Here is a 22,932-nt window from a genome sequence, read left to right on the forward strand (position 1 = left end):
TACGATCGTCCCTGTCGGGTTCTTATATCTGTATTGTAAAGAGAAAAGTCTTCTTTTTTATTAATCAAATCTTACAAAAACCTTAAGCTTATCGTAAAAGCTAAAAACTGCACCTAACAAGGTTTTAAAGAAACCGAAAATACAGTTCGTACAAAAGGTACGCTATGCAACTCAATACTTCCGCCCATCCGCTCCACCAGCCGCTTTGTAATGGTCAGACCCAGACCACTGCCTTGGTAGAGACGATTACGAGAATCCTCCAGCGTATACATACGTTCAAATACACGGCTGTGCTCCTGTTCAGGAATGCCCTTGCCCCGATCCCAGATGTTAAGTGTCACCTGTTCCCCTATTGAATACTCCAGTGAAATGCCAAGTACCTTGCCATCTGCTCCATATTTCATAGCATTTGTGATCAGATTATCCAGCACACGGTCCAGCGCTTCCTCATTGCCTTTCACGAAGACATCACTTTCAGGAATGGACAGCTCCACTTGCAGCCCCAGATTCGTTAACATGTCATAAAAAGAGATCATCTTCAAGCGACACAATTCGCTTACATTGACTCTGGTCAGAGCAAGCTCGCTATCCCCCGACTCCAGCTTCGCCAAATCAAAAAAGGAATGAATCAGACGCAGCACTTCCTGCGCCTTATCCTGGATTTTGCCGGTCATGATTACGCGTTCCTGATCGGTTAGGGAAGTGCTATGCAGCAGCGTTTCACTATAACCAAGCACAACCGTAAGCGGCGTCTTCAGATCATGTGAAATATTGGAGAGCATGTTGCGCATCTCCTTTTCCTGATTGGTGTAACCGGCCTCAGCCCGATGTGCATGATCCAGCAACTGATTCATGTCCTTAAGGAGCTGGCTGATTTGGGGGTCACTGTTAAAGACGAGCAGACGCTCAAATGTACCTTTATCTATAATAGAGGTCAATTTCTCATGTATGTAAGTTAGATGGATACTACGTTTATGCAGCCTTACGCTCAATAGAATGACGATAAGAGCCAATATCCCGGTAGAAAAGGCCAAGATCAACGTCACGCCGGGTCCACCTCCAGCTTATAGCCGATGCCCCACAATGTTTTAATATACCGGGGATTGGATGGGTCAACTTCCAGCTTCTCACGCAGACGACGCATATGAACATTAATGATATTTTCGTCGCCATAATAATGATCGTTCCAGACAGAAGCGTAGATTTGAGCCTTGGTAAATACTTTGCCAGGGTGAGTGACAAACATTTTGAGAATGCCAAATTCCTTGGAAGTAAGCTTTACAGGTATGCCATCACGCTCAACCTCATACGTTTCCGTATCAACCACAAGTCCGCCAATGTGAATGCGCTGTGCCTTTGGAGTAGTTTCCGTTGCAGGCTGTGCGGTATAGTTGGCACGACGAATAGCCGCCTTGATCCGAGCGGTCAGCTCGATCAGCGAGAATGGTTTGCTCAAGTAATCATCAGCGCCGAATCCCAGGCCGAGGGCTTTGTCCACCTCTCCGTCCTTTGCAGACAGGATGAGCACTGGCACCAGACTGGTGGCACGGATGGTCTGGAGCACTTCCATCCCATTTTTGTGTGGCAGCATCAGATCGAGAATGACCAAGTCATAATCTGACGGTGATTGGCTGAATTGACGTTCCGCCTCCAGTCCGTCATATGCATAAGAGACGTCATAGCCCTCTTTTTCCAAATAAGGACCGACCATTTCACTAATTGAGCGATCATCTTCAACAAGCAGCAAGCGATAACTTGACACGATATTCCCTCCAACATGAACGTTTTCCTTTATTACCTCACAGTTTGCATCAATTGGCAATGAAATACGAAAAACCCGACAGGATCGCCACTTCATGTTTCAAAGTGAACCTCCTGCCAGGTCTCATTTACAACCTTATACCGTCTCGCTTCGTATCCAGCACAGCCCAATCGTTCCCGCACCTGCATGAATTCCTACCACAGGTATAAAAGGCATAATTTCCGTCTTCAGGCGGGGAAGCAGATCAGCAATCTGCTGTTTGATTGTAACGGCTTCTTCCTGATTGTTTGCATGCATGATGCATACATGCTTCACTTTCCCCATATCCACCTTGAGCACATCCAGCATACGCTGTTTGGCCCGTTTGAACGTACGAATTTTCTCATTCACAACCACTTTGCCCTCTTCGAATCGAAGCAGCAGATGAATTTTCAACAATTGGCTTAGAATAAGCTGGGTCCCCGACACACGCCCACTGCGGTGTAAATGCTGAAGACTGGCCGGAATGAGGTAAAAGGACATGTTATCTATCATCTGTTCGATGTGAAGTTTGATCTCGGCAGCTGTCTGGCCTTGCTTCTGCCATTCCAGTCCTTGCAAAATCATCTCTCGCAGCGGATAAGCGCCTGCTCTGGAATCAATAGCGGTAACCGTCACACCTGCGATCTCTGCAGCCTGCATTGATGTATGCAGCGTACCGCTAAGCGCAGTGGAGCAATGAATGGTAATGATCTCATCGTACTGGTCCTTCAACGACTCATACAGTTCAATAAATTCACCAATTGGCGGCTGTGAACTGCTTGCGCGTGAAGCCCCATCCAGTTTCTCATAGAACAATTCCGACGAGATGTCTTCTGTCTCCCGATAACATTCCTCTCCAAAAACGATGCGCAGCGGTACGATGTACACATGATTCTGCTCAGCAAATAGCGGATCGAGTGTGCTCGTACTGTCCGTGACCCATGCAATTTTCCTCATTCCAACCTTCTCTCTTGCCGGATTGTTGAAGCTGTATCCTCAATCGTCAGGCACATGCCCGGCGGATTATTTAAAATTTGAATAGTTCATATTGTAAACGTTTGCGTCTTTGCTCCCCAATTATAAAGGAACGGACAAACCACTGTCTTGTGGCGCATTGTTGAACAGCCTCTTTTCTTCCGGTATATGCCAAAAAAATGTCTTGCCTGTGAAGGAATATATTGGTATGCTGTTGTCCTTCTCTCTTTTTCGCCTTGACTGAAGTGAACGGAACCGCCGTTCAACCAACTTATCGGAGGTGTCACATGCTTTATTTCACTCTGGCTTCCAAAGCCTACTCCCGGAACCTGCAATACCGCGGGGCCCACATGGTACATAACCTGGCAAGCGCCATGTTCGGTTACATGTATGCCTGTCTCTGGATTGGCATCGGGGCCGATCATTCTCTCGGAGAATACGGGACACAGGGGATGATCAGTTACATTGCGTTTACGCAATCCTCTCTCTGGATCTCGGGTTTTCTCACCAATGGACTTGGTATTCCACTCACGGTCAGGACAGGGCAGATCGCGCTTGATCTCATGAGGCCGGTTCATCTGTTCACCCACCTGATGGCACGTGAATGGGGGCAGATTGCCTACCAGTTCGTGTACAAAAGCATTCCGATTTACCTGCTCTTCTCCATCGTATTTTCTCTGCAATGGCCCTCAGAAGCTTCAACCCTGCTATTTGCCGCAATTGGTCTTGCCGGCGCATCCTATTTATCCATCTGTATGAATTACATTATTGGCGCCACCGCGATGTGGACTACGGAGTCCTCCTGGCTGCATTGGGGTAATCACGCCATGATGAATCTGCTCGCTGGTTTCTTCATTCCGCTGGAATGGCTGCCAGACTGGTTGGAACGAATTGCTTGGTTATCTCCCTATCCTTTCCTGCTCTATGTCCCGACCCGAATCTATCTGGGTTATGAAAATGGCTCCTTGTTATGGGGAACCTTGATTTGGTGCGTCCTCATGACGTTCGTCTGTCTGGCGATCACCCAGGTACTACGCCGTAAAGTGGAGGTGCAGGGCGGATGAAAACAACTTCCTGGCTCACTTTATATAAAATGCTCATTCGAACAAGCATCCGCAGTCGGATGCAATACAAGTTCAATTTCGTCATGGCCTCCGTTCTGGCCGCATTGATTCAAATCTCCGAGTTTCTGATGGTTGCTCTGGTGCTGCACAAATTCGGAGCCATTAAAGGCTGGTCCCTTCATGAAATTGGTTACCTCTTCGCGATCATGACCCTATCCAAGACGTTATATCGAACGTTTGGCAACGAAGTGCATCATTTGGAAAAATATCTGGTCGGCGGCGAACTCGATCAACTGTTAACCCGTCCTATGCCCGTATTGCTGGCCTTACTACCACAAAACTTCCGCATCATGGCTGGTGAAGTGTTACAAGGCGGGTTTATTCTCTGTTGGTCTCTGGCAGGCATGATGCATAGCGGACAGATCGGTTGGACTGTCATCCCCTTCTCTCTGCTCGTCATCCTAACCGGAGCTATTATTCTTTTTTCGATTGGGCTTGCCACGGCAACGCTTGGATTCTGGACCACACGTATTGAAGAACTGCAGACCATCACCGAGGATGCGGCGCGTACGGCTGCTCAATATCCACTGACACTATATCCCAAATGGATGTCTGGCATTCTGCTGACTGTAATCCCGGTGGGTTTCGTCAACTATGTTCCGTCACTCTATTTGCTTCGCGGCGAACTAGGTGCGTGGGTTCTTGGTGCCATTATCGTTGTAGCCGTCCTGAGTCTGGCCGCAAGTCTGCGTTTCTGGAAATTCGGTTTAACCAAATATCAAAGTACAGGTAGCTAAGGAGGAGAATATCGTCATGACTATGATTACAGCGCGGCATCTGCAAAAGGAGTTCAAAACCCCTGTGGTACGCGAGGGCCGGTTTTCCGGGCTTCGCACCTTGTTTTCACGTGAGTATCTGTCCAAGGAAGCGGTTCGAGACATTAGCTTTGATATTGGCAAAGGAGAATTTGTTGGATATATCGGCCCCAATGGGGCTGGCAAATCCACCACGATCAAAATGCTGACGGGTATCCTTCATCCGACCTCGGGTGAGGTATTGCTCGGTGGCATGAATCCACATCAGGAAAGACGCCGCACGGTTGGACGCCTCGGTGTCGTGTTTGGACAGCGCAGCCAGCTCTGGTGGGATCTGCCCGTGAAGGATTCGTATGATATTTTGGCCGAAATGTACGGAGTCCGTGCCGAGGACAAAACGAAACGATTAGCCCAGTTCGCCGAGCTGCTGGATCTGGAATCGTTCTGGGCTACGCCTGTCCGCAAGCTCTCGCTTGGACAACGGATGCGTGCGGATCTGGCAGCTTCCATGCTGCATGACCCGGAACTGCTTTTTCTCGACGAACCGACGATTGGACTGGATGTGAACGCAAAGCGGAACATTCGTCAATTTCTTCGTACGTTAAATGAAGAGTTTGGCAAAACGATTCTGCTGACCACCCATGACATGGACGACATTGAGCAGCTGTGCAGCCGGGTTATGGTAATTAATCACGGTCAACTTACGTATGACGGCTCCATCCCCTCTCTGCGCGACACCATCGGTCTGCCAACACTTATTCGAGTTACGTATCGAGGTTCGTATCACATCCCGGACGCTATATCATCCGCCATTCAGATCACAGGGACAGAGAACCAGATCGTCACTGTGGAGGTAAATCGAAAAGAGTGGAGCACGATGGACATTCTGAAGCAGCTCGAACAATGGGGCGAGATTGAGGATGTCGAGATGAAAGAACCAGATTTCGAGGATATTATTCATCGAGTGTACTGACTGGCCTATTTTATTCAGAACTGGATGAGGGCCTGTTCAAATGCCGTTACATGCGGGAAGGACATGACGTACTGTAATAGCGGAGGTGAAGTGTCATGCTTGTTACCAAACACACACTTACTGCATCCAGTGCACACGCCACTCCCTATTACCTCGTTCGAGGAACGAAGCCCGGACCCGTCATCATGATTACATCGGGAGTTCACGGAAATGAAACCGCCAGCATGGCCGCTGCGCAGAAGCTGGCTAATGACTGCATGGCAGGGCGTCGGCACGTGGTTCGCGGACTCCTCATTATTATTCCACGAGTGAATCAAAAGGCTTACCGAAACAAAAGCCGAGGAAAACCTGATTTAAATCGCACCTTCCCGCGGCATATTTCTGGCAAAGCCAAACATCCGCTTGCTTCCGCTGTCTTTCGACTTGCCCGTCAATATGGACCTGCCTGGTGGCTGGACCTGCATGAAGCCAATGGATTATCCCAACGCAGCTCGCGGGTACTCGGACAAACCTTGATCACCAATCCAGGCAGTGGGGCTGTTCCGGTATGTAGACGAGTTATAGGGCGTATGAATCGGTCCATTCCCATTCGTGACAGGCACTTCAACCTGAAGCAGCATGAGCTGCCCGGTTCTGCGCGCACAGCCGCAGCTCGACTCCTTCACTCACGCTCAGTTACTGTGGAGACCTGCTGGAGCCTGAAACGTTCAGACCGGATCAAGTATCATACGGAAATTGTGCACCATTTCCTGCGCGAAGCAGGCCTGTTTTGAATTGCTTGAATCGTTATAAATAGCCGGAAGCATAAAGACACCTTCAAAGATATTTCTCACGCCAGACGCGTCAGGGATGATCTTCGAAGGTGTTTATTGGTTAAAGGGTTGGGTTATCTTATGAATTGCCCTCTTCTTTGTTGATCCGGAAAGATTCAATGTAATTGTGAATATCATGCTCTGGCGTCAGGAGCAACCCCGCAAGAAGCGTCTGCATCTGCTGCAGGTTATTGATATGCAGCTGGATCTCTTCAATTCGGTCACGTACAAGTGTTTTTAGTGCTTCACTCTCCATGTCCTCCTGGCTGAGCAGTTGCAACGTATCCTGTATTTCCTTTAAGGAATAACCCAGTGATTGAGCATCCTTAATGAATTTGACCTTAACCAGATAATCCTCGGTATACACACGATATCCGTTGGACGAACGACGGGGAGCAGGCAGAATTCCACTGTCCTCGTAATACCGGAGCGTTGCCATGCTCACACCCGTACGTTTGGCTAACTCTCCTCTTGTCATGGTTTTCATGCTACTCCTCCATCCATCTCCGCGTTATTCCGCCTGATTGTTCCGCAGCTTGGTATACTTGGTATCATAAGTAGCCTCGGAAAAACGTTCTGACGGCCCTTCCAGCAAAGGCTGCTGCTCTTCTCCCTTCAAGTAACGGTCAAAGAAGGCCAATGTATATGATCTTGTGATGTCCACATTATGCTCTGGTGTTATGCCTTTGGCAAACATGATAGGTGAAATTAACGGAATATCCGTGAAACTCTGATGAAAGAAATGATCCACTGTCAAGTAATACGTGTCATTGAGACTGCTTGTCATCACCTGATCCAAATCCGTTTCAAACTCGGGATAAAACACTTTATCCTTGGCAGTGGCGTTCGGGTCCAAACTTTTGGCTGTTCCACCCGACATGATATACATAAACGGCTGTTGCAAGGCTGTCGTGGATACAGTTCCCCAGAATCCGCCTTCCAAACTGAGTCCTGCTTTGAAACGGCTATCCTGGGCCAGTGCTTCCGCTGTTGTCGCACCACCATAGGAGTGACCAAAGATACCCACATGATCCAGATCAAGCTTGCCTTCGAGCAGTTGATTCGGATCATGTTTATTCCACTGGGTGAGCGTATCCAGTACAAAGCTTGCGTCAGCTGCACGAATGCCAACACCTTCTATATTATGTTGATACACTTCCTCTGACGTTAGATCTTCAGGATCCGGCTCATAAGAAGCAACATGTCCATCCGGGAATGTCACTTGAGCAGAGGTATACGGATGGTCGATCCCAACAACAATGTAGCCGTGGCTTACCAGTTCTTCAATCGCGGTCATACTTTGAAAGCGTGCAGAGCGTATTCCAGGTGAAAACAGCAATACTGGATACTTGCTCTGTGCGGCAGACACCTCAGCGCCTTTAACCACATGCGTGGGAATGGTATCGAGATAACTGAACACCATCGGTGGAATTCCAAATACGAGACTGATCGCCTCTCCCAACTCGGCAGGATAATGTTCTAGCGGTAATCCTTTGGCTTTTTCCTGATCTACAGGATACCAGACATTAATCATAAGTTCTCGCTTATCACCCGCTTCAGCCGTCTTGGTCTCTTCCCGAGATTCATCCGTTAACTGCTGCGAATAGGTGCCTACGGCGAACGAACCTGTCGGTTCAGGCATCGTGAATGCAGGGAAAAGCGACGTCAGCACCATTGAACCTGCACTGAGAGCCAGCACTAGAATGGATGCCAAGATGGTTTTGAACCACGAACGACGTTTCGATTTTTGTGTGTTCTGCATACGGCGTCCGGACTTCCTTAGTTGAATCGCCAATACAATCAGTAAAACAAGGGCTACGATATAGGTGGGCAGCAGCTGCACACGAAAATGATCGACTACCCCATGCAATAGAATAACCAGTGCCAGTGCCGACAACGTCCCCACTTTCACTGCCTGACGTTTGGGAGCCACCAACATGACTACTGCGCTAATAACCGTCACAATGACCAAAATCCATTCCAAAATTCTCATCGATCTTACCTCCAACATGTTGTAATACATCAAGGATAAACCTTGAAGTATACTTCAAGGTCAAGGTATAGAAATGAGAAATTTATAATTACGAATTACACATGCAAAAACCCGATAAACGACGCAGCCGGAAGTGGCTTGTACGTAAACATTATCGGGTTGTATTTATCGATTTATTCTTCCACAGTTACCTTCGTTCGGGGCATGGTGTGCATTGCACCAACAGTGACATGGACCTGAACGATATAGACTCCGGATTGCTCAAACGCGTAGCTTGCTTCGTACAAACCTTCACCTGCTGATTTCGCGGTGATGGCTCCCTTGGCTTCAAGCTCTTCTGCACTCATCATGCCTTGTTCCAGAGATGGTGCCTCGGGTTCATCCTGTTCATTCCAAATCTGAAACTGCACATGGTCCGCATCATTCACAGGCTGCCCCCCTTGCGTAAGCTGGATCTGCAGGGCAACATTTTCCTTAATGGATACCTTGTCCGGTACCATGAGCTTCACCTTGATCATCTCCGGCATCTCATCTGACTGGGTCTGCTTCTGTTCCGAACACCCCACGATCAGGAGGGTCAGAATGATGAAGGGCATGAACCAACGGACTTGTCCGCTCATCAATCATCTGTCCTTTCTTATGAAGAAGATTTTGGTGTTTTGCCAATTCCCCACAGCATAACAATAATGATGATAAATGCGATCAGTGCAAGTAACGGAATTGTGATAAAACCAAACCAGTTCAAGTAATCGGTATAACACGGAATTTGGCCGCATGCCACTGAACTGCCCGTAGCCGAGTAAATACGCTGAATCGTTACATGATATAACGAGATTCCGCCTCCAATGAAACTCAGCGGAAGAACATACTTGGTGATTCCCACATCATCCTTGAAGTAGGCTATGCCAAGTAAAATCGTTAGAGGGTACATAAAGATACGCTGAAACCAGCACAGATCACAAGGAATATATCCTTTAATCTCACTGAAATAAAGACTGCCTCCCGTTGCGATGACGGAAACGGCCCAGGCAATAAATAACCGGGTATCCACATTTCTCGCTGTACGCTCGGGCTCCAATGGTGTACTCATTCATCTGTCCTCCTCTGACATTTTGCTCATACCGGATTATCATACATCATTCATGACGCCAAGGGCTATTTAAGTCGTTATGTAGAGTGTTATACGATAATTATACCAAATATTTGATATTTTGGGCTCATTTATGGTCGCATTGGATTTGTTCATCCTGTCCCATTCCCTTTAACCTTGCGTAGGTATTCCCCCATTCACACATCGTGTTTAATACCGGAATAAATGATCGTCCGAGTTCAGTTAAACTATATTCCACTTTTGGCGGCACCTCTTTAAATATTTCTCTACGGACAAGTCCACCGCCTTCCAACTGTTTCAATTGATCGGTTAGCACCTTTTGTGTAATTCCAGGTATCAATTCATAGAATTCTTTAGTTCTTACCGGTTGCTGACTCAGAAAAAAAAGGATAAGACACTTCCATTTTCCTCCAGCGACATCCATAAAAATGTTTATTCCGGTATTATATTTAACCAATGTGCCGTCCCTCCCCAATAGATACTTTAAAGTGGCTATACCACCTTTTTGTGCGTTATTTTCTCATTTGTTATTGCCTACTATAATTCAAAGGAGCCTCAAATAACAACGATGGAGATGATCTTATGAGTGTACAGAGCATTTTGGAAAAAAGACGGTCCGTTCGGCATTTTGATTCAACCTATACGATACGACCAGAGGTTCTGACTTCTTTAATTGAATCTGCAAGCAAGTCACCAAACGGGAATAACATTCAAGCCACCCGTTACCTTATTATTGATGAGCCCGACTTGCGAAGGGCATTACTACCTATAGCTTTTAATCAACAACAGGTGACAGATGCTTCAGCTTTGGTGGTCATGTTGGGAGATTATCGGGCATTTGAACAAGATAATATCATCAAAATCCACGAAGAAGGCTTTCAGGCAGGCTTCTTTGATGAATCGCTCAGAGATTATCTGGCGAATGCTGCAATCCAGTATTATGCAACCAAATCCAATGAAGAACTGAAGTTGGAGTTAACCCGAGATGTAAGCCTGGCATCAATGTCATTCATTCTGCTCGCAAATGAAGCCGGTTTCGAAACCATTACCATGTCAGGTTATAATTCCGCCCAATTAAAAAACAGCCTGAATATTTCCGATAGATATTTGGATGTCATGCTGATCGCGATTGGCAAAAGTACGAAAAATGGACATCAAACGGTACGTCACCCTGTTAATAAGATTATGTATCGAAACACAATCACCTCCTTATTATAACAACAAAAAAGCTGCCGTATGGGGCAGCTCTTTTTGTTTTTTTGCCTGACTGTTTCGTTTTGTTGACTCTTACGATTACATGGATTTAGTCAGTGTGATGGAGCCATCTTTTTGCGCCCATTTTACATCCCAGCCAAGAAGCTCAGCGATGAAACGCAGTGGCACTTGTGTACGTCCGTCTTTGTTAACAAAGACCGTTGCACCCACATTTTTCTTCATGCCGTTCACTTCCATAACATTGTTGTTCACCCAGAACTTCAATGTATCATTACCAGCCATAACGGTTACTTGCTGTGCTTTTTTATCCCATTTCACAGTTGCACCAATCCCTTCGCTCAAGAAGCGCAGTGGAATGTAGGTTGTGTTTTTCCAGAGCATTGGCGTGGTGTCCATGTTGGTTGTTTTGTCATTGATTTTCAGCGTTTTGCTGTTCAGCTGCATCCATACGGTTGTTGTATCTGATTCAGGCATTGTTGGTGTAGTGGGTTGCTCTTGGAATTTATCATTGAATTGCGTCACAATTGCATTACCAAGGGCTTGACCTACACCAAACATCACTTTGAACCCTTCACGGTTAGTCGTGTACGAACCTTCGTAGTTAGCCGCAGCGTACTGATCCAATACTTGTTGTACTTGCTTCTCATGTGTAGTCAAAGCTTGTTGTCCGGCAGCTTTTGGCAGGTTGCCCGCTGTAGCGGAATCCAGGAATGTCGCGAACTCCGTCGTGAATCCGTCAATACGTTTCTCGACAGCTGCACGAGCCGTTGCATCATTGTTTTTAACGGCTGTTACATAGTCGCTTTGTGCATTCACGTGGTTGGTTACCCAAATTTTCTCGAACGCATTGGCACCGTCATTACCGTATATGGAAGCGATCGCTGCTTTGAAATCTGCTGTGTTTCCAGCTTCAGCTGTAACCAGTGCATTGGATGCTGCTGTGCGGCCATCATATTGTTCTTGCATTTGCAGAGCCGACAGAGCGAAGTGCTCGGAAGCCAAGTGGTTCAGTGCAGATCTCAGATTAGCTGCTGGTGTATCCGCTTTGCTGTTCTCGAATTTCTCAGGCATTTGTGTTGTGATTGCAGTGGAAAGTGCTTTACTCACATCGAACATTTCTTTGAAACCTTCACGGTAAGCTTTGTATGCATCGGTGTAGTCACCAGCGACATATTCATCAAATACTTTTTGCACGAGATCTTCATGTACTTTCAAAGCATTTTTGGCTGCTGCTTTTGGCAATTTGCCTTCCGTTGCGGTGCTTAGGAATGTAGAGAATTCTTCTACAAAACCGTTGATATTATTCTGTGCCTGTTTGATTCCAGCCTGGTTACCCATCTTAGTTGCTTTCACAAGATCATCTGTATAGTTGTTATGAGTGCGGAAGATACGTTCGAATTCTTTGGCTCCTGCATCACCGTATAGGGAAGCGATCGCCGGCTGCATATCCAGAGCATTTTGGTCGAGTGCTTTGTAAGCTGCGTCTGCATCTTTTGCTCCATCGTATGCCTTCGCCATTGCGGTTACTGCGAGTGCAAAGTGTTCGGATAACAGGTGATCCAGGCTCGCTCTCAGGTCAGCAGCAGGTGTATTTACACTTGCCTTCATTGTATTCATTGGTGTCTGTGGTGCTGCAGCAGCCCCGGCGATTCCTGGCATCAATAACGTCAAGCTCAGCATAGGTGCGATAAATTTCTTCATTTTCATTTTCATTACGTGTTCACTCCTCGGTTAGTTTTGTTTATCCTTTGTTTCCTCGTCGTCGTCTTCATAGGGTGTAACGCAGGGTTCTTTAATCTGGATCACCTCTCTGGTCAAAAAAATTGCAGCCTCCGTCCAGGAAAGCCGCAAATACGCGCCACAACAATGTATATCTCAAATTTAAAATTTTAAAAATTATAGTGATCCACTCCATTCAGCACTGCATACATACTGTAAGTGAAGAACTTTATTTTCCTTAATTTATCAATAAAAGCTTACATCCAAGGTGAACTTGAAGTACAATGAAAAGAACGATTGATTTCAATGAAGGAGGTCATCGCATGACATTGCTGCCCTATATTTTAATTATTGGCATTGCCCTGTTTGGTGGAATTGCTACCATGATCATCGGGAATTCAAAAGCGAATCAAACCAGTAATCCCGAGTATGATCGCAGGACCAAGCAAAATCTGAGCAAACTTACCTATGTATACGTTGGTGCCATCGTTCTCGGCATAGGCGGTTTCGTCCTGTATTTAGTGAACTGAATAGCCCTTACTCTCAGCAAAGTACATGCCTGAACTTTTTGATTAATTCAAGGTTTCGTTGTACATATGGGATGGTTTGGCGAACCATTCCCCTCTCTCTTATGATGGCCAAGAGTCCACGTATCACCCACGTATGTAATTGTTCGTAAAGACTTTTCCTGCGGAAAGACTTACCTTCCTGTATATATCCCTGTTCAAAGTCAGCTGCAATCTCTTCTAATTCTCTCTCCTTGCTTCTTCAACATCTATAATGTGAATGCTCTCCTCTATAAATAACAAATTCCAAATGCCAAGATCCTTACACATGTTTACAAGTTGGAGATAATTCAGAATTATTCTGGATATGTTCAGCGGGTAATATAAAGCCATAAGGACAGCAAGCCATTATAAAAAACACAATTTAAAGGAGAGTTATACACATGAAGAAAAACTTGAAGAAATCCGCAGCAACGATGATGGTACTGGGCATGACATTAACAGGAGCAACGGGTGTATTCGCAGGAACACAACTCGAGAAAATCTCGGCATATCTCAATCATGGGATCAGCTTCAATGTAAATGGTGCGGCATACTCACCAACGGATGGCAACGGCAAGAAACTGGCTCCAATCACTTACAACAATTCAACTTATCTGCCTGTACGTGCGATTGCTGATGCGCTGCATGTACCTGTATCGTATGACGGTAAAAAAGGACAGGTGATCATCGGAGAAGCTCCAAGCAATCCTTCCACATTGAGCAATGTAACCTATAGCGCAGCGCAAAAAGAAACCATTCAAAAGGCGTTTGCACAGTTCGATGGCTTCGAGACAGCATACGCTCCTCAACAGATGATTGCAGGTGATACGTTCAAAAGTGTAGGCGCTGGCGGAGATGGAGTAAGCTTTACTTTTAACCATATGAAAGTGGATGTGTCTCCAAGAGATTATTCGGACGGTTACAATGGCAAAGACGTAAAATTGTCCAATGGCGTCACAGCCAAATGGTACACACCCGATCAAACGGGTATGCTCACGTTCAAACTGGATGATCGTTATGTCACAATAAGCTCACCTGACCATAAGCTGTCTCAGGCTCAGTTGCAGCAAGTTGCTGTATCTGTGCAAAAGGTACAAGGTAACGATCAGGGCGTTACGGGCTTCGCTGATGTGAAATATACACAAGACCAGTCGGCTGCCATCCGCAAAGCATTTGCGAAATTCCAAGGATTTGAGACTGCTTACGCACCACAACACATGATTGCCGGGGATTCATTCAAAAGTGTTGCTGCTGGCGGTGATGGTGTAAACTTTGTCTTCAATCACATGAATGTCACGGTGTCACCTAAAGACTATTCCTTCAGCTATGATGGCAAAAATGTTAAACTGCCAAACGGCGTTACCGGCAAGTGGTACACACCGGATCAAACCGACATGCTGACGTTCAAATTGGATGATCGCTATGTGACCCTCAGCTCGGCAAATAATGCATTGACTCACACACAGCTGGAACAAATGGCTGTATCTGTGCAAAAAGTGAAATAATTTCGCAGCAAAAATCAAGGAATCATACGGAAAATCATACAACATAACAAACACATATCACTCTGTTCTTCCTGTGCTGAGGAACAGATTAGATGTGTGTTTTGTCCTATACAAGATGATCTCTATGATTCTGAAAACACTGCTTTTGTCCGGATTCATTTCATAATGAATAGCGTTATAATGAAGTATACTGCACCTAACAGAAGAAAAGATAAGGAGTGTACTTAATGAACCAGCGGATCGACCTATCCCCAGAGGAACTGCAGCAACTTGCAAGTGAATTTAACAAGGCCTCGCAGAATGGACATGATATCCTTACGCAGCTCAAAACGATGATTGACCAGTCTGAAGGTCAGTGGGAAGGTGAGCGTCAGCGTGAGTTTCTACAACGAATGAATGATAGCCTGACGTCTGTGAGCCATTATTTGCGTGGTTTGCAGGAGACAAGCAATAGTCTTCAGCAGACGGCGACCCGTTTTCGTGAAGCGGATCAGTCCCGATAACGCAAAAGCACATTCCACATCACATTGCCAAAAAAAACCATGTACCCGAAGATGAGTTATCATTCCTTCAAGGCCATGGCTTTTTGCAATTTCTATGATTCACTCAAACTTACAGCAAACGCCTCTTCTTCCTCATCTGCATAACCCCTGAAAATAATCTCTTCGATATCTTCATGATTAAATACATACGTATAATCCGCATTGATATACCCCTCCGGGTACAAACAGCCAATATAATCGAACTGACGTGGTGGTTCCGTCATCAACATTTGCTTGCGTCCATAGATGACCAGCTTTTTGGTGCCTTCTTTTAAAAGGATGACGGAGCCAGTAGGCAATAAAGTGGATGTTTCTTTTTCCATAGTGATCGTCCTCCTTTATCATTTTATGTTTTTATTATTGGCATGAACCTCATCAGACTTGATCAACACCCGGCGAAGCCAGTAGTATCGGTGCACATCCATAATAAAGTGAAATACGACAAAAGCCAGCATAATGTACACACAGATGAGCACAACAGCTACGGTCTGCTGCGTAACAAACGCCAGTGAAATGTTGGCCAGAAGATATCCAGCTCCCGTTAACATCGTTAGCGTAGCTACTGGCATTCTAGCGCCCGTATCCCCTTTTTTCCGCTGAGGGTACTGTTGCAGTTTACGCAAATGAAACTTCGCATACTGATATAAGGCAAATCCATATAAGACAAATGATCCAATGGCGTACCACGGCGTTGTAAGGCCTAACATGCCATATGCGAACTTTTGCACAATGACCATAAAACCCAAAGAACAGACGATCCCAAACACACCCCGAAACAGGACATAATTCAGCTGCAACCTTCGTGGTGCCACAATCAGCGCGATGGCCCACACATTCATCACGGCTAGCAGTGGCAGGAGAATATAGGCGTATGCGGATTGGAACGGAACACTGAATACGGGAATTAACAGGAATATATTAAGAAAGAAAAGCACCAGCGTCCCTGCACTGAATCGAATGCCATCTACCGCATATACAGCCAGATAATTTTCGAATGTATCCCGATGATAGGGCGTTCCTTCATACATCGCAGAAACCGAGGCGATGGTCGTTGAAGTTTTACGTTTTTTGCTTGCCATTTATTTAAACCACCCCGCTACTGTAGACCAGGCTTTCTTTGCACCATGCTTAACGACATCCTTCACAGAATCATCCTTCCCATCGCCATCCAGATCCATATTCATCGTTACTCCTTCCGCAAGATAAGTCAGGCCTACGGATACGCCCAAACCAACTGCGCCTACTGCCAACACAGGTGCTGCTGCAGGCAGAATAGCCGCTGTCAGGAGTGTCGCGCCGACGGTTGTTGCTCCGCCGACAACAACGTTACCGATAATATCGCCAGCAATTTTGTCACTAGATGCATTATGGCTAATGTTCTCCTGGGTATCTGTGAAAACATCAATGCCAACACTTGCCCATCCCAGCTTGTCTGTTAATGCAGATTTGACCGCATAACCCGGCTTGACCATAGATGCTATTTCCCTGATCTGCGGGGTAGCGGTTCCATTGGTAAGTTTGGCTTCGATGTCACGGACATAATGAATTTTGTAGTCTCTTGGTCTGCCGTTCACAATCTTGTTATCTTTGACCGAATCGTAACTTTCACGAACCAAAATACGTGGCGTATTCCGGTCCAGCTGTGGCTTGACCATGTAGCCATTTTTCACGCGATATCCCAACCGGGCAACAGCCGCGGCTCCCGTCAGTGTTCCTACCGTACTTCCTGGTCCGTCAAATGGAGCGATTGGATTAATTCCGGTCAGCCCAAATGTACCACCTGACTGATCCTCCTGTTCCATTCGCTCACGGGTGGTTTTCACAAATGCCGCCAGTTGCTGCATATTCTGTCCAGCGTTCTGAAACCGTTGCTGGTGTGTCTGGTATAACCCGATGATAGTTTCACGATTCCCCGACTGCCAGGCTGCACCCTGAATGGAACGTTGCAGAGTGCCATCTACCTGCTGCAGCTGTGCGGTAACCTGTTCAATCTGCTGTGCAAGGGAGTTCAGGTAGTCCGCTTTCATGATAATTTTGGTCAACTGGACTTCCTCCTTCAACTTACGTAGATGATTCCATGTGGTTTAGACCACAGGCAACGTAGATAATGAACGTGTCGTTAGTAAAAACAGACTCTGCACCAACTCTTCTTCGGTCACCTTGAATGCTGTCAGATCTGTATCTTTCCCTTCAAGGAATAACCAATTGCCATTGGTACTGCCCAGAAAGTATATGGTTTGCGGCTTACCCTCCGTGCCGCGAGTGTACACGTCAAATTGTCCCCGTTTCCGGATCGTCTCGAAAGCATGGGATAACTCGTTGATCAACGATTCATTGAGATGATGGTCCTGCTGTAGAATCGATTGCATGGTCTCGATGTCTGATCCGATCGGTAACGCAGATAGTTGCTGCAATGTTTCTGCCTGAATGGGTGTGCGCATCATTTCCTCTGCCGTATCGGGCAACTCAATCCGGTTCCCGATGACCTGGAACAGATCCTGCAATTCCTCGTAAGAAGATAGTACCGCCTGATCCCGTGTGAGTACCCATACCCATTCTACAATTTGCATGCCTGACAAAAAACCATAAGTCACGGACGATTCACCATCCGCTATATGCAGATCAAGTCGGGTAACTGCACTACTAAGCTTACACCCCATCAGCAGGCTATGTACTTGCGGATCTAGGGTGACTTGTCCATCATCTACTTCAATGACACTATCTTTAACCAGACGGTTAACAACTTGTTTATACATGTACTCCGCCTGCTCACCCTCCAATGAAGGATCATTCAGATCCCTGATAAGCTGGTCCGCTTCGGGAATATTCATCAGTTGAAACAAAAACAAGGCCTCTCGGCCGGAACATTCAAACGATGTATATGAAGGCAAGTCATTCCCTCTTTTCCTTAGTATAGGGTTAAAGATGATATGGAAAAGTCTATCATTTTATTGTAAAAGGATATGTAGCTGTGCTCAATGCGCCCACGCTCCTGATATTGGGATGATCAACCTGATTATATTTACCCAAAAAATGCATAGGGGCACAGCAAATGACGCCGTCTCCCTACTAATTTGTCCACTATAAAATTCAACTTACCAAATCCGCTAAACGAATCACTCTCCGATAGTTCATATAATCGATCATATCCTCCCAGTCCAACTCCCCTGTATTACCGTCTTGATAGTATACGGCCGCAGCAGGTAGGAAACCGACCAACGGACCCATGCCACCACAGATCATCGCGCCACCGTCGCCACCTTTGGGTATCATGTTTCCAGAAACATCAAGCGTAAGCTCATAGTTATAGGGATCTCCAGCAAACTGGACACCAAAAAAATTGGGCAGCTCCAGATCATACGGACGGTCATTCTCGACTACTAGAGAAGGGTTCGACTCTGCCGATTCTTCCACAATCCCCTCCACCTCTTCGAGGCTTCCAAAATATTTCAATTTCATCGTGTAGTCGAAGCTGTCCCCCCATGGAAATAACGTGCGACAACCCCCTCCGTACAGATACTCCCACTCATCTTCAGTAAGCAAACCAAAACCCGCTTTTGCTTCTTCCTCGATTAAATACTCCAACGTCAAATCTTCATTGAACCAAAATATCTGTACTGCCTCACCTTGACGAACCAGACGGAACTCTTGATGCAGTTCATACTGGTTCAGATCGGACAGCTTAAACTTCTCCAACTCTTCTACAAAATAGGTACTCTCTTGTGCCATCGCTTCAGCTTCCGTCACTTCAAACCAACCAAGTGAATGGTTGCTGCACTCCACCAGCATGGGAGCAATGTTCACTTCCCTAACCGAGGACATCTGGCTACTTAAAAAAGAATCCACGTCCTCCACACCATACTCACTGACTGTCTCCAGTAAATCTGAGGAGGTCTGCTCATTCATCCCATCCTGCCAACGATCCCAGCCGAGTGTCACCCGATCACCAGGCACAAACACAAATCTCTGCTCATCATACGAAAATACAACTGTCTCGATTCGCTGACCGAATCGTTCAAATGTCTCCAATCCTCCATACTTCATACCTGTGGGAAAATGACTGACCAAATCACGCAGCCGCTCCTCCTTTTCCTGAGCGGACATCCCTTCCCATACATCCCGATTTAATGGCTTCATACATTCATCCACCTTTACTTGTATCCTTATACATCACATCAACCTTGTAGAGCCCTCACGGCCATATCCTTATTTCCCCGCAGCCTTTAACAGCCCCAACAGTAATTCTTTCCGTCTTCCCTCAGCCTTGCGTGATAGCGTTGCAAGCTTCTCTACCTTTCCCCAGATCGGATACACCACACGCTCCACTTCATAGGTTTCCATTCCTTGCAGCGATTGGACCAGAAGTTCAAGCTTCTCCTCATCCTCCAGCTCAGGCTGGATCTTCAGCTTCAGGGAATCCGTAGAACGACGCAAACAGGCAACTAATGCAGGTATGGAACTGGCCGTTACACCATGAGTCTCAGCAAAGGCAACGGTGAATTTGTCCTGTACCAACTGGTGCTCATCATCCACTTCACCCATGTAATATTCAACCAACGGGAAATACCGCTCATTTGCCAACCCAAGTCCGAAGGTTGCATAGCTGCCTGGCATACAGTTCTTTTCACCCTCTGTATCTGCATAAAATTCGAACTCTTCGATCGCTGCACGTGCATATTCTTCAAGCAGTGGACGCAGCTCCGGGTACTCCAGCGCGTTTGCGAAAAATCGATGGGTATCCGACTTCGCAAGCCCTTTAATCGACAGATACTGCTTCACGCTGGATTTGAGCTTGATCTTGTAACTTTTGGGGAAGCCCTGCTTCAACAAACGGGTGATAAAAGCAATAGCCTGTTCATACGCAGACACTTCTTCCTTTCGAATGATGATAGTAATGATCGAGAACACATCGTTCGCGGTGCACTCCACCTGCTCATTTTTCAAATGGATATCTTCCTTGGCATAGGTTCCGCTACCTTCCGTCATCATACGAACCGCGCGGCTACTGCCCAATTGTTTGGCCAGTTCCAAGAAAGTAAGGCCTTTCGGTTTACTGTAACTAGGCTCATAACGAAGAATCATCACGGCTGCATATAGCAGCAGATCGATAGGCTTTGCCATATGCTGCCCATGCTCACTCTGGGGCTGGTCCTCCTCCAAAGAAGCACCTGGCTTAAGTGTATATACATTGGCGCTGTATGCAGAAGACTGTACATCAAAGTAGCGTGGCAAAAAATGATTCTCCGCCCATGACGTTATCGCACGAATAATATCACCACGGTGCTCCGCCAGAGCTTCCTGACGCCCTTTATTTAACTCCTGTATGCGATCATATTGCGCTGTAGTCCACGCTACGTCCAGTTCAGGGAACAATTTCGGGTCAAGCAGGTGACGCGTCAAAAAAAAGGATTCCAACGGCTTTGTTGGATATGAACCTTTCAGCAGCTTCTGGTCTACGTATGTATGAATGCGCTCAAGCAACTGCTGCCTTTTCTCTTCGTTGATATATTCGAGCATGGTCACTTGCAGCTTTCCTTCTGTCGTTGGGAATTTCCCGCGAAAGGTAAACCGATAGTCGATCAACGGTGTATCCGCCAGCTTGTCCAATTTCTCTTGAATCACTTCTACAAGCTTGGGCTGGATCTCATTCCGCACCTGTTCCCCCGTAAAGGGACCAGGATTCTTCGATTTCAATCCCTCATCCAATCCAAGATCCACACTGTCTACCGTGGTCCGTCCAGGTCTGTAATCCAGCAAAATATCATTAAAGATCCCCATTTGCAGCGTTGTTCGCTTCACGGCCTTTTCCTTGTCATCCCGCTTCATCTGTTCACTAAACCATTCTTCAATGACCTCAATCATCTCTTCCATTGCCTGATCATAGAGTGTACTCATGCTTCGACCGCCTTCCCATTTATCAGATCATTCCTCAAACCATCTATGCTAAAAATACGTATTGATGTTCGTATATTACCTATTATCTTACTCTCTCACGCATCTGCGAAACAATAAGTCTTACGCACGGTTGTACGCAGAGAAATTAATGGATAAGCTCTTTCTTACATGTCTAAGCATTCCGTACACAAAACAAAAACACCGGATTCAGGCGACTTTCCGCCCAAATCCGGTATATTCACGAAATACTTCTTCCTTCTTGTATTACTTTAGTATGATTCATCTGGTGAATTATTCACGGTATTAATTAACTGTTTTGAACCATTCATTGACTTCCGTTGTGATTTGATCGCCGCCCATGGATTTCCATTTAGTCACGAACGCGTCAAATTCATCGATGCCAACCTGACCGTAAATAATTTTGCTGAACGTATCTTTCTCCAGCTTGTCGAGCGCATCTTTCTTCATTTTCATCGTATCCGTAGGTGCACCCGTGAATTTGTTCTTGATTGCATCATCCTTATGAGCTACCACGACTTGAGCCGCAGCGAACACTTCCGGTTTGTTTGCAATACTTGTATTTTTCTCAAATGGTGTTTCAGGCTCCTTGCCTGTAGCAAGCTCAGCCAGTGTATCCATCATCAGGTTCGGAATACGCGCACCATCATAAGTGAGTGTATACTTCAGCGGGGATACGCCGTCTTTCAAATCAGCTTCACCAAGCACTTTGCCGTCTACAATATCAAAGTCATACCCTTGGGCAAAGCCATGTTCGAACTCCCCACCCACTTCTGGATTGGCGAAGTTATCAAACAAATAATTTTGATATGTGAAGAAAATTTCTGGGTTTGCCATATCCTTATTGATCAACACGACCCCGTTGCCGGCACCTGAACCGTGGTGATGGCTCTCGCCAGTCGGTCCGGTTGGTAGGGCAATTGCTTTGTAGGTAGCGCCGTCCACATTTTTCTTCACATCATCAATCGGCCAGTTCGGCATCCAGTGTGGTCCCACAATGATTCCGGCTTTTCCTGCTGTAAACAGCTCGGCTGCCTTAATTTCATCATATACGCCGGCTTCCTTCGGCAGATAGCCTTTGGACAACCAGTCTTTCATCGTTGCAAGTCCTTCTTTCACACCCGGTTGAATCGAGCCGTATTCCAGTGTTCCTTCTGCATTCAGATTCCACTGTCCTGGCATCGTGTTATACATTCCGAAGATCCAGCCGGATTCGGTCATCCAGGTATTGAGAGCAATTTTCATGCCGACCGTCAGACCGTACGTATCTTTCTTACCGTTACCATCCGGGTCTTTATTCGTGAATGCATCCATCACCGTGACGAGCTCATCGATCGTTTTAGGTTCTTCCAGTCCCAACTTCTTCAGCCAGTCTTCACGGATGAACATAACCGGGTCGCCGTTGTAGGCATAGTCGAAGATCGGGATACCATACCGTTTGCCTTCATACATGTACGGGTACCACTCTTCCGGTGCGGATTCGGCAGCCCCTTTCCATGTGTCGGATGCATACTTGTCGAACAGTTCACCTGCATCGGCGAATTTACCCGACTCAATCAACTCACGTACCAGATTGTAGTCACCACGAATGGAGACGATATCCGGCAGCTCTTCATTGGCTGACAGGGAGAGACGAAGCTTCGTGTAAAAAGCATCATTGGTCACGGAGACAGCCCACGGTGTGGTCAGGTCGATGCCCAAACGTTCTTTGGCCCATTTGGTGTGCACGTTGTTCTGTGCAGTCTCTCCGTTCTTAAACTTTGTATCATCATTCCAGGCTCGCAAATAGCTCATCTGAACCGCAGGTTCATACTTACCGTCTTGCAGCGCAAGTGGCGTAGCCGCTTCCTTGGATGGTTCTTCTTTTGCCCCCGAACTGCATGCCGTTACGGCAACCATCGTCAGTGCAAGCAATGCAGTCATCATTTTTCTATACATGAAACCCCTCCTCAATCACTTTGAAT

General features: G+C 46.4%; 24 protein-coding genes. 8 read left to right on the top strand and 16 right to left on the bottom strand.

The window, feature by feature from the left end:
• Positions 1-113: 113 nt before the first annotated feature.
• The 3 genes from G3352_RS29665 to G3352_RS29675 all read right to left on the bottom strand — a co-directional run bounded on the left by G3352_RS29665 (position 114) and on the right by G3352_RS29675 (position 2,740).
• A complete protein-coding gene (locus G3352_RS29665; protein ID WP_345940824.1) occupies positions 114-1,046 on the bottom strand; it encodes a sensor histidine kinase in 933 nt (310 codons plus the stop codon).
• The gene (locus G3352_RS29670) at positions 1,043-1,762 is read right to left on the bottom strand and encodes a response regulator transcription factor (RefSeq protein WP_345940825.1); all 720 of its coding nucleotides are present in this window, start codon (positions 1,760-1,762) and stop codon (positions 1,043-1,045) included. Before G3352_RS29670 ends, G3352_RS29665 begins: the two co-directional genes overlap by 4 nt.
• 135 nt (positions 1,763-1,897) lie before the next feature.
• Positions 1,898-2,740, bottom strand: a complete 843-nt coding sequence (locus G3352_RS29675; RefSeq protein WP_163761580.1) for a DegV family protein — start codon at positions 2,738-2,740, stop codon at positions 1,898-1,900.
• A gap of 305 nt (positions 2,741-3,045) precedes the next feature.
• Between G3352_RS29675 and G3352_RS29680 the strand changes: the two genes are divergently transcribed.
• The 4 genes from G3352_RS29680 to G3352_RS29695 all read left to right on the top strand — a co-directional run bounded on the left by G3352_RS29680 (position 3,046) and on the right by G3352_RS29695 (position 6,383).
• Positions 3,046-3,822, top strand: a complete 777-nt coding sequence (locus G3352_RS29680; RefSeq protein WP_024631448.1) for an ABC transporter permease — start codon at positions 3,046-3,048, stop codon at positions 3,820-3,822.
• Entirely contained in the window at positions 3,819-4,619 is an 801-nt protein-coding gene (locus G3352_RS29685; RefSeq protein ID WP_072735579.1) for an ABC transporter permease, read from the top strand. The genes G3352_RS29680 and G3352_RS29685 overlap by 4 nt, the downstream gene beginning before the upstream one ends.
• Before the next feature lie 22 nt (positions 4,620-4,641).
• Entirely contained in the window at positions 4,642-5,610 is a 969-nt protein-coding gene (locus tag G3352_RS29690) for an ABC transporter ATP-binding protein (RefSeq protein ID WP_163761605.1), read from the top strand.
• 95 nt (positions 5,611-5,705) lie between these two features.
• Positions 5,706-6,383, top strand: coding sequence for a M14 family metallopeptidase (locus tag G3352_RS29695; protein WP_163761581.1), 678 nt, complete (start codon positions 5,706-5,708; stop codon positions 6,381-6,383).
• A 118-nt stretch (positions 6,384-6,501) separates the two neighbouring features.
• Here G3352_RS29695 and G3352_RS29700 read toward each other — a convergent pair whose 3' ends face one another.
• The 5 genes from G3352_RS29700 to G3352_RS29720 form a co-directional block, all read right to left on the bottom strand.
• Positions 6,502-6,909, bottom strand: a complete 408-nt coding sequence (locus G3352_RS29700; RefSeq protein WP_163761582.1) for a MerR family transcriptional regulator — start codon at positions 6,907-6,909, stop codon at positions 6,502-6,504.
• A 24-nt stretch (positions 6,910-6,933) separates the two neighbouring features.
• Positions 6,934-8,415, bottom strand: a complete 1,482-nt coding sequence (locus G3352_RS29705; RefSeq protein WP_163761583.1) for an alpha/beta hydrolase family protein — start codon at positions 8,413-8,415, stop codon at positions 6,934-6,936.
• A gap of 173 nt (positions 8,416-8,588) precedes the next feature.
• On the bottom strand, positions 8,589-9,035 hold the full coding sequence (locus tag G3352_RS29710) for a FixH family protein (protein ID WP_163761584.1): 447 nt from the start codon (positions 9,033-9,035) through the stop codon (positions 8,589-8,591).
• Between the two features lie 17 nt (positions 9,036-9,052).
• Complete coding sequence (locus G3352_RS29715; protein ID WP_163761585.1) at positions 9,053-9,505, bottom strand: disulfide oxidoreductase; 453 nt, start codon at positions 9,503-9,505, stop codon at positions 9,053-9,055.
• 127 nt (positions 9,506-9,632) lie between these two features.
• The gene (locus G3352_RS29720; RefSeq protein WP_163761586.1) at positions 9,633-9,983 is read right to left on the bottom strand and encodes a winged helix-turn-helix transcriptional regulator; all 351 of its coding nucleotides are present in this window, start codon (positions 9,981-9,983) and stop codon (positions 9,633-9,635) included.
• A gap of 125 nt (positions 9,984-10,108) precedes the next feature.
• On the opposite strand from G3352_RS29720, the gene G3352_RS29725 reads away from it, so the two are divergent.
• Positions 10,109-10,744, top strand: a complete 636-nt coding sequence (locus tag G3352_RS29725) for a nitroreductase family protein (RefSeq protein WP_163761587.1) — start codon at positions 10,109-10,111, stop codon at positions 10,742-10,744.
• Between the two features lie 75 nt (positions 10,745-10,819).
• Here G3352_RS29725 and G3352_RS29730 read toward each other — a convergent pair whose 3' ends face one another.
• Positions 10,820-12,448 carry a copper amine oxidase N-terminal domain-containing protein gene (locus G3352_RS29730; protein ID WP_163761606.1) on the bottom strand — a complete coding sequence of 543 codons (1,629 nt, stop codon included), beginning with the start codon at positions 12,446-12,448 and terminating at the stop codon, positions 10,820-10,822.
• A gap of 335 nt (positions 12,449-12,783) precedes the next feature.
• On the opposite strand from G3352_RS29730, the gene G3352_RS29735 reads away from it, so the two are divergent.
• The 3 genes from G3352_RS29735 to G3352_RS29745 all read left to right on the top strand — a co-directional run bounded on the left by G3352_RS29735 (position 12,784) and on the right by G3352_RS29745 (position 15,016).
• Complete coding sequence (locus tag G3352_RS29735) at positions 12,784-12,990, top strand: hypothetical protein (protein ID WP_063567093.1); 207 nt, start codon at positions 12,784-12,786, stop codon at positions 12,988-12,990.
• Between the two features lie 419 nt (positions 12,991-13,409).
• Entirely contained in the window at positions 13,410-14,513 is a 1,104-nt protein-coding gene (locus tag G3352_RS29740) for a stalk domain-containing protein (protein ID WP_163761588.1), read from the top strand.
• Between the two features lie 227 nt (positions 14,514-14,740).
• Complete coding sequence (locus G3352_RS29745; RefSeq protein WP_163761589.1) at positions 14,741-15,016, top strand: WXG100 family type VII secretion target; 276 nt, start codon at positions 14,741-14,743, stop codon at positions 15,014-15,016.
• Between the two features lie 92 nt (positions 15,017-15,108).
• Here G3352_RS29745 and G3352_RS29750 read toward each other — a convergent pair whose 3' ends face one another.
• From G3352_RS29750 to G3352_RS29780, 7 genes are all read right to left on the bottom strand, one after another.
• Positions 15,109-15,378 carry a DUF4176 domain-containing protein gene (locus G3352_RS29750; RefSeq protein WP_090904639.1) on the bottom strand — a complete coding sequence of 90 codons (270 nt, stop codon included), beginning with the start codon at positions 15,376-15,378 and terminating at the stop codon, positions 15,109-15,111.
• Positions 15,379-15,396: 18 nt separating this feature from the next.
• The gene (locus G3352_RS29755) at positions 15,397-16,083 is read right to left on the bottom strand and encodes a hypothetical protein (protein WP_163761607.1); all 687 of its coding nucleotides are present in this window, start codon (positions 16,081-16,083) and stop codon (positions 15,397-15,399) included.
• 51 nt (positions 16,084-16,134) lie between these two features.
• Positions 16,135-17,097: a hypothetical protein gene (locus tag G3352_RS31365; protein WP_240343286.1), complete on the bottom strand. Its 963-nt coding sequence runs from the start codon at positions 17,095-17,097 to the stop codon at positions 16,135-16,137.
• A gap of 42 nt (positions 17,098-17,139) precedes the next feature.
• Positions 17,140-17,898 (bottom strand): hypothetical protein, encoded by a 759-nt coding sequence (locus tag G3352_RS29765; RefSeq protein WP_163761590.1) that lies wholly within the window; start codon positions 17,896-17,898, stop codon positions 17,140-17,142.
• Between the two features lie 247 nt (positions 17,899-18,145).
• Positions 18,146-19,192: a hypothetical protein gene (locus tag G3352_RS29770; RefSeq protein WP_163761591.1), complete on the bottom strand. Its 1,047-nt coding sequence runs from the start codon at positions 19,190-19,192 to the stop codon at positions 18,146-18,148.
• A 69-nt stretch (positions 19,193-19,261) separates the two neighbouring features.
• Positions 19,262-20,950, bottom strand: coding sequence for a DUF6138 family protein (locus tag G3352_RS29775; protein ID WP_163761592.1), 1,689 nt, complete (start codon positions 20,948-20,950; stop codon positions 19,262-19,264).
• 303 nt (positions 20,951-21,253) lie between these two features.
• On the bottom strand, positions 21,254-22,906 hold the full coding sequence (locus G3352_RS29780) for an extracellular solute-binding protein (RefSeq protein WP_163761593.1): 1,653 nt from the start codon (positions 22,904-22,906) through the stop codon (positions 21,254-21,256).
• Between the last annotated feature and the right edge of the window lie 26 nt (positions 22,907-22,932).

This window comes from Paenibacillus sp. ALJ109b (genome assembly GCF_010747435.1).
GTDB lineage: Bacteria > Bacillota > Bacilli > Paenibacillales > Paenibacillaceae > Paenibacillus > Paenibacillus taichungensis.